Source organism: Mesorhizobium sp. M1A.F.Ca.IN.020.06.1.1 (assembly GCF_004023265.1).
Classification (GTDB): Bacteria; Pseudomonadota; Alphaproteobacteria; order Rhizobiales; family Rhizobiaceae; genus Mesorhizobium.
This window is the reverse complement of record NZ_RZSR01000214.1, coordinates 1-7362: the sequence shown is the minus strand read 5'-3', so window position 1 is coordinate 7362 and position 7362 is coordinate 1. Positions and strand designations below refer to the sequence as shown.

6 protein-coding genes are annotated in these 7362 nt (G+C 64.3%); 5 read left to right on the top strand and 1 reads right to left on the bottom strand.

Annotated elements, in window-relative coordinates; translation table 11 throughout:
- Positions 1–186: 186 nt before the first annotated feature.
- The 5 genes from murJ (at position 187) to EOA60_RS12110 (ending at position 6807) form a co-directional block, all read left to right on the top strand.
- On the top strand, positions 187–1794 hold the full coding sequence (murJ, locus tag EOA60_RS12130) for a murein biosynthesis integral membrane protein MurJ (RefSeq protein WP_095824306.1): 1608 nt from the start codon (positions 187–189) through the stop codon (positions 1792–1794).
- 171 nt (positions 1795–1965) lie between these two features.
- Positions 1966–3033 carry a tryptophan--tRNA ligase gene (gene trpS / locus EOA60_RS12125; RefSeq protein WP_127335356.1) on the top strand — a complete coding sequence of 356 codons (1068 nt, stop codon included), beginning with the start codon at positions 1966–1968 and terminating at the stop codon, positions 3031–3033.
- Between the two features lie 102 nt (positions 3034–3135).
- Entirely contained in the window at positions 3136–3627 is a 492-nt protein-coding gene (locus EOA60_RS12120) for a universal stress protein (RefSeq protein ID WP_067003529.1), read from the top strand.
- Positions 3628–3843: 216 nt separating this feature from the next.
- The gene (locus EOA60_RS12115) at positions 3844–6093 is read left to right on the top strand and encodes a glycogen debranching N-terminal domain-containing protein (RefSeq protein WP_127335357.1); all 2250 of its coding nucleotides are present in this window, start codon (positions 3844–3846) and stop codon (positions 6091–6093) included.
- 144 nt (positions 6094–6237) lie between these two features.
- Positions 6238–6807: a NifU family protein gene (locus tag EOA60_RS12110; RefSeq protein ID WP_067003527.1), complete on the top strand. Its 570-nt coding sequence runs from the start codon at positions 6238–6240 to the stop codon at positions 6805–6807.
- 173 nt (positions 6808–6980) lie between these two features.
- Here the strand turns inward: EOA60_RS12110 and EOA60_RS12105 are convergent.
- Positions 6981–7362, bottom strand: a 382-nt coding sequence (locus EOA60_RS12105) for a L,D-transpeptidase (protein WP_164899276.1), incomplete at its 5' end; no start/stop codon positions are given.

The following is a 7362-nucleotide window of genomic DNA, read 5'->3' as shown; positions in this document are numbered from 1 at the left end:
CCTTCTATGTCACCGACCTTACCGGCCAGAAGATCGACAGCCCGACGCGCACGGCCACGATCCACAAGCGGCTGATCGACACACTCGAAGGCAACGCGCCCGAACGCAACGGCAAGGCCAAGGCGGCGGCCGCCGAGTGATCATCACCATCCATTTGACGCAATTCCGCAGGCAGTCATCCTCCGCATGAGCCTTGTCAAAAAATTCGCCACCGTCGCCTCCGGCACGCTGATGAGCCGCGCGCTGGGTTTCGGCCGCGAGATGCTGATGGCGGCGGCCCTCGGCACCGGACCGGTCGCCGACGCCTTCAACGCCGCCTTCCAGTTTCCCAACACCTTCCGCCGGCTGTTCGCCGAAGGCGCCTTCAACGCCGCCTTCGTGCCGCTGTTCGCCAAGGAGATCGAAACGCACGGCACCGACGGCGCAAAGCGCTTCTCGGAGGAAGTGTTCGGCGTGCTGTTCTCGGCGCTTCTGGCGCTCACCATCGCCATGGAACTGGCGATGCCGCTGATCGTCCGCTATCTGGTGGCGCCGGGCTTTGCCGACATTCCGGGCAAGTTCGAGACGACCGTCCGGCTGGCGACGATCATGTTTCCCTATCTGATCTGCATGTCGCTCGGCGCCATGATGGCCGGCATGCTGAACTCGCTGCGCCGCTATTTCGCCGCGGCCATCGCCCCCGCTTTCCTCAACATCATCCTGATCAGCGTGCTCGCCTATGCCTGGTATCATGGGCTCGACGCGCATGATGTCGGCTTCGGCCTATCCTGGGGCGTGCTGGCGGCGGGCATCGTGCAGCTCGCCATCGTCTGGGTAGCGGTGCGCCATGCCGGCATCTCGATCGGCTTCCGCCGACCCAAGATGACGCCGAACGTCAAGCGGCTCCTGATCCTGGCGCTGCCGGCCGCTATTACCGGCGGCATCACCCAAATCAACCAGCTGATCGGCACGGCGATTGCCTCCGGGCAGAACAGCGCCGTGTCATCGCTCGCCTATGCCGATCGCATCTACCAGCTGCCGCTCGGCGTCGTCGGCGTTGCGGTGGCGATCGTGCTGCTGCCGGAGCTGTCGCGTGCTTTGAAATCGGGCAATCTAATCGAGGCGGCCAATCTGCAGAACCGCTCGGTCGAGTTCACGCTGTTCATGACCTTGCCGGCGGCCGCGGCGCTTTGGGTGATGTCGGAGCCGATCGTGCGGCTGGTCTATGAGCGCGGCGCCTTCGCCGCCAACCATTCGACGCCGATCGTCGCCTCGATCCTGGCGATCTTCGGCCTCGGCCTGCCGGCCTTCGTGCTGATCAAGGCCTTCACGCCCGGCTATTTCGCGCGCGAGGACACGCGCACGCCGATGATCTTCGCCGCCATCTCCGTCGGCGTGAACGTCGCCACCGCGCTGAGCTTGTTTCCTTCGATGGGCGCGCCGGGCATCGCCGTCGCCTCGGCCGTCGCCGGCTGGGTCAACGCGGCTTTGCTGCTCGGCATGTTGATAAAGCGCGGCCACTGGGGTCGTGACATACCGCTCTTGAAGCGCATTCCCCGGCTGGTGCTGTCGGCTGTTGTGATGGCGGTCGCGCTCTATTTCGCCGAGCACTATTTCGCCGCGCGGCTCGGGCCCGGCTCGCCGCTGGTGGTGAAGGCGACGACCCTGTTCGCGCTCGTCGGCGGAGGGGCTGCGCTCTACTTCATCACCGCCTTCGGCACCGGCGGCGCCGATTTCGGCATGATCCGTCGGAACGTGAAGCGCGGCACGGGGAAATCTGCGCCGCGGAAATCGAACACCGGCTTGGACGAATAACTCGAGCTGGCTTTCAGCAACAGCGGTCTTGATCCCGCATTCGCCTTCGTCCATAAGCCCGCCGTCGCAAGACTTTCGCCGCGCGCGGTTTCCAGCCGCATGATTGGCTCCAAAAAGTCTGCAACTTTTTGGAACATGCGTATACGGCCCTCCACAAGCCATGAGGAAATCATGTCCGCCTTCAAGCCCCTCGTCTTCTCGGGCGTCCAGCCGACCGGCAATTTGCATCTGGGCAACTATCTCGGTGCCATCAAGAAATTCGTCGCCCTCCAGGAACAATCCGACTGCATCTATTGCGTCGTCGACCTGCATTCGCTGACGGCGCAGCTCGTGCACCAGGACCTTGGCGACCAGACGCGCTCGATCACCGCAGCCTTCCTGGCATCGGGCATCGACCCCAAGAAGCACATCGTCTTCAATCAGTCGCGGGTCATCCAGCACGCCGAGTTGGCCTGGATCTTCAACTGCGTGGCGCGCATCGGCTGGATGTACCGGATGACGCAGTTCAAGGACAAAGCCGGCAAGGACCGCGAGAACGCCTCGCTCGGCCTGCTCGCCTATCCGAGCCTGATGGCCGCCGACATCCTGCTCTACCGCGCCACCCATGTGCCGGTGGGCGAGGACCAGAAGCAGCATCTGGAATTGACCCGCGACATCGCGCAAAAATTCAACAACGACTTCTCGGAGAAGATCGCGGCGCTTGGCGTCGGCGTCGAGATGCAGTTCGGCGAAGAGACGGTCAATGGCTACTTCCCGATCACCGAACCGGTGATCGGCGGTCCTGCGGCGCGCATCATGAGCCTGCGCGACGGCTCGAAGAAGATGTCGAAGTCGGACCCGTCGGACCTGTCGCGCATCAACCTCACCGACGATGCCGACACAATCTCGAAGAAGATCCGCAAGGCCAAGACCGATCCGGAGGCCTTGCCGAGTGAAGTCGGCGGGCTGGAAAGCCGGCCGGAAGCCGAAAACCTGGTCGGCATCTATGCCGGCCTCGCCGAAATTTCCAAAGCCGACGTGCTGAAGGAATATGGCGGCCAGCAGTTTTCCGTGTTCAAGCCGGCGCTGGCCGACCTTGCAGTCGAAAAGCTCGCGCCGATCGCCTCGGAGATGCGCCGCATCGAGGGCGACCGCGCCTATGTCGACGCCGTGCTCAAGGACGGCGGCGAGCGCGCCCGCGCGATCGCCGAAGGCACGATGAAGACGGTGCGCGACATCATCGGCCTGTTGCAGGACTGATCGGTCCTCGCTGGTTGACTGGGATCGCCATACCGGCCGGCGGCTTGCCGCCGGTCCCTGGCGGTGGCAGATTGCGGCCGAATTGATACCTAGCGGACAGACATGGTTTCCAAACGCCTCAGCCGTGAAGCCGGACATCGCCGCAAATTCCTGGCGATCATCGACGATACGCCGGAATGCGAGCGCGCGGTCGCCTACGCATCGACGCGCGCACAGAGCACCAGCGGCGTGCTGGTCCTGCTCTATGTGATCGAGCCGGACGATTTCCAGCATTGGCTGGGGGTTGAGAAGATCATGCGCGAGGAAGCCAACGCGACCGCGCGCGCGGCGCTCGACACCTATGCCAGCAAGGTGCGCCAGAAGGTCGGCATCGAGCCGGAACTGGTGGTGCGCGAAGGCAAGCCGACCGAGGAAATCCACAAGCTCATCGAGGAAGACCAGGATATCGCCATCCTGGTGCTGGCGGCCGGCGCCGGCAAGGAAGGTCCGGGGCCACTGGTGAGTGCGGTGGCCGGCCGGGGCGCCGCCTTCCCCATCCCGGTTACCGTGGTGCCGCAGAACCTCTCCGACGAGGAAATCGAGAGCCTGGCCTGAATTGGGAAGGCCCCTCCTGCCCGATTGGAACGTCGCCGATCCGCAGATACACATCGATGTTATCAACCAGCCCATAGCCCTTGGCCCGTGTCGGCGGCGCGCCATTTGGAATGGTCACGGAAACGCCATTCCAAAGGAGCGCCGGTGGACGAATCAACCCGGAAAGCAGGGCGTAGCGGCACGTCAAAGCCGCGAAACGCTGGGACTGGATCACCGGTGCAGCCGCGCTCGCAGGCAGCGCGATCACAGCAAAAAGCCCGGCAGACGCCTGATGCGCAGCAGGAGCGCAGGCACCGCGTGCTCGCCAAGGGGCACCCGGCCATGGTGGACAGCATCGCCGGCGCGATTACGGTCAAGAATCTCGATCTCTACTATATCCTCGCTCCCGACGCCCAGATACCGGTGAAAGGCGAGCACGGCTTCGGGCTCTATTTCCACGACTGCCGTTTCCTCGGCGGCTATGAGATGACGCTGGGCGGTTTGCCGCCGATCGTGTTGGCCTCGACCGCGCAAAGAGGTTACGCCGCGCTTTTCGAACTGGCCAATCCCGACCTGCATTGCGATGGGGGGCGACTGATCCCCAAGGACGAGCTCGGCATCCGCTGGGAGCGCATTCTCGATGCGGAGCAAACATGTGTGCGAGAGGTTCTGACCATCCAGAATTTCGGCAACGAGCCGCATGGCTTTCCGCTGGCCCTGCACTTCGGCGCCGGCTTCGAGGACATTTTCAATGTGCGCGGACTGGTGCCGAAGAACCTCGGCAGGTGCGAGCGGCCTGCCTGGCGCGACGGCAGCCTCCACTTTGTCTATCACGGCGCCGACCACGTTCGCAGAACGGCAACAATCGGTTTCTTGCCGGCACCCGATGCCATGCACAGAACCGCGGCCGAGTTCCAGTTCGATGTTTCGCCAGGAGAAAGGCGCACCATCGCCATCACCATAGAATTGAGGGAACTGTCGGAAGAGCCGGAGGCCGAGCAAATGAGCCAGCACCCGGCGTTTGCTCTCGAGGGCTTTGCCGGGACGGTTCAGGCGGATACTGAAAAATGGCTGGAGCAACACACGAAGTTCGACAGCGACAGCCTGCTGCTCAACAGCATCATGGACCGTTCGCTGCGCGATCTCGCGGTGCTCAGGTCGGATCTTGGCAACAGGGAGTATTTCGCAGCCGGCGTGCCGTGGTACGTCGCGCTGTTTGGACGCGACAGCCTGATCGTCGCGCTCGAGATGCTCGCCTTCCAGCCGGAGATCGCCGCCCAGACGCTGCGCCTTCTAGCCGGCTATCAGGGACGTCGAACGGATCGATGGCGAGAGGAGCAGCCCGGCAAGATACTGCATGAGCTGCGCGTCGGCGAGCTCGCTCGCGCGGGCAATGTCCCACATGCCAGATTCTACTGCACGGTCGACGCGACCCCGCTCTTCCTGCTGCTTCTCGGCCGCTATGCCGCGTGGACAGGCGACGTGGGGCTCTTCCGCGAACTGCGGGAGCCGGTGGAAAAGGCCTTGGGCTGGATCGCCAAGGCCGGAGACGGGCATGGCGAAGGCTATGTCAAATACCGGACCATCTCGGAAAGCGGTCTCGTCAACCAGGGGTGGAAGGATTCGGCCGACGCGATCGTCAGGACCGACGGCAGCATCGCCAGGCCGCCGATCGCGCTGGTCGAGGTGCAGGGCTATGTGTTTGCGGCCAAGCATGCCATCGCCGATCTCTACGAACGCATTGGCGAGCGCAACAGCGCCAGGCAGGTTCGCGGCGAGGCCGAAAAGCTTCGGACACGGTTCAACCGCGACTTCTGGTGCGAGGACCTGGACACTTTCGCGCTGGCGCTCGAGGCGCGCGGCCGCCCGGTCGCGGTCGTTTCCTCCAACCCGGGCCATGCGCTGTGGAGCGGTATCGCGGATCGGGGCAAGGGCCGCCGAACCGTGCGGCGGCTGATGCAGGACGACATGTTCAACGGCTGGGGCGTGCGCACGCTCTCGAGCGCGGAGCGGCGCTACAATCCCGTCGGATATCATCTCGGCACCGTCTGGCCGCATGACAATGCGCTGCTGGCGGCCGGCTGCCGGCGGTATGGCGAGGACGGCGCGGCGCTGAGGACCTTCACCGCCATTGTCGAAGCGGCGATGCACTTCCGCCATCACCGGCTGCCGGAGGCGATGGCGGGCTTTCAGCGCAACGATTTCCAGGTGCCGGTGCACTATCCCGTGGCCTGCCACCCGCAGGCATGGGCAGCGGGCGCGGTGCCGTTCCTGGTGACCACCTGCCTCGGCCTGGAGCCCGACGCCTTCGCAAACAGGCTGCGGATCGTGCGGCCGCGACTGCCCGATTTCGTCAGCCGCATCGAGCTTCGCGGGCTGCGGGTCGGCGAGGCAAGCGCCGACCTCGAATTCATGCGCACGGCGGACGGCGCCGAGGTGAACATCCAGAAGACGAGTGGACAACTCAGCGTGGAAGTCGGAGGATAGGCTTGCCGTGGCGAAGCGCTCCGCCGGGGCAAAAACATTCCGCCAGCCAGCCGTTCGGGCGACGCGTTTCGCTTGAATGTCCAGCCGATAGAGCCTATTTAGAACTATTCCAAACTATCGGCCCGGAAGGGCCTGGAGATATCCATGTTCATCCAGACCGAATCGACGCCGAACCCGGCGACGCTGAAATTCCTGCCCGGCAAGGAAGTGCTGCGCGACGGCACCGCCGACTTCCGCGACGCCGAAGGCGCCGCGCAGGCTTCGCCGCTGGCCGGCCGGCTGTTCGAGATCCCCGGCGTCACCGGCGTCTTCTTCGGCTACGACTTCATCACCGTGACCAAGGACGGTCCCGACTGGCAGCACCTGAAGCCGGCGATCCTCGGCGCCATCATGGAGCATTTCATGTCCGGCGCGCCGGTCATGGCTTCGGCGGCCCCGGCCAACGATGCCGGCCAGGCCGGCGAGTTCTACGACAAGGCGGATGAGGAGCTGGTGCTGACCATCAAGGAGCTGCTCGACACCCGGGTGCGCCCGGCGGTCGCGCAGGATGGTGGCGACATCACCTTCCGCGGCTTCGAGAACGGCACCGTGTTCCTGCACATGAAGGGTGCCTGTGCCGGTTGCCCGTCATCGACGGCGACGCTGAAGCACGGCATTCAGAACCTGCTTCGGCATTTTGTTCCGGAAGTGCAGCAGGTCGAGCAGGTCGCCTGATAATTCTGCTCCGCCGGCCGCCTGTTGCGGTTTCTGAGCTTCTCGGCGGAGTGAATTTTCTCCAACCGCAAAAACAAAAAACCGGGCCCCAACAGCCCGGTTTTCTGTCTTTGGACGTCTTGTTGTTGCCTAGACGGTCCGCGCACGCAAGCTTTTGTCCGCGGCCATCGTGATCACATCACGATGACCTTGGCGCCGACCGAAGTGCGGTCGTAGAGATCGATAATGTCCTGGTTCATCAGGCGGATGCAGCCCGACGACATCGCCTTGCCGATGGAGAACCACTCCGGGCTGCCATGCAGGCGGTAGCCCATGTCGCCGCCCTTGTTGAACAGATACATGGCGCGCGCGCCGAGCGGGTTCTTCAGGCCCGGCTCCATGCCGCCCGCGAATTTGGCGAGTTCGGGCTGGCGCTTGATCATCGGCGCCGGCGGCGTCCAGGTCGGCCATTCGCGCTTCAGCGCGATATGGGCGGTGCCGTGCCACTCGAAGCCCTCGCGGCCGACCCCGATGCCGTAGCGCATGGCCATGCCGTCACCCTCGACGAAGTAGAGG

Bases quoted from the DNA above. Each gene is read 5' to 3' on its own strand.
- EOA60_RS12120 (WP_067003529.1), top strand. From the start codon at position 3,136: ATGGTTTCCAAACGCCTCAGCCGTGAAGCCGGACATCGCCGCAAATTC.
- EOA60_RS12110 (WP_067003527.1), top strand. From the start codon at position 6,238: ATGTTCATCCAGACCGAATCGACGCCGAACCCGGCGACGCTGAAATTC.
- murJ (WP_095824306.1), top strand. From the start codon at position 187: ATGAGCCTTGTCAAAAAATTCGCCACCGTCGCCTCCGGCACGCTGATG.
- trpS (WP_127335356.1), top strand. From the start codon at position 1,966: ATGTCCGCCTTCAAGCCCCTCGTCTTCTCGGGCGTCCAGCCGACCGGC.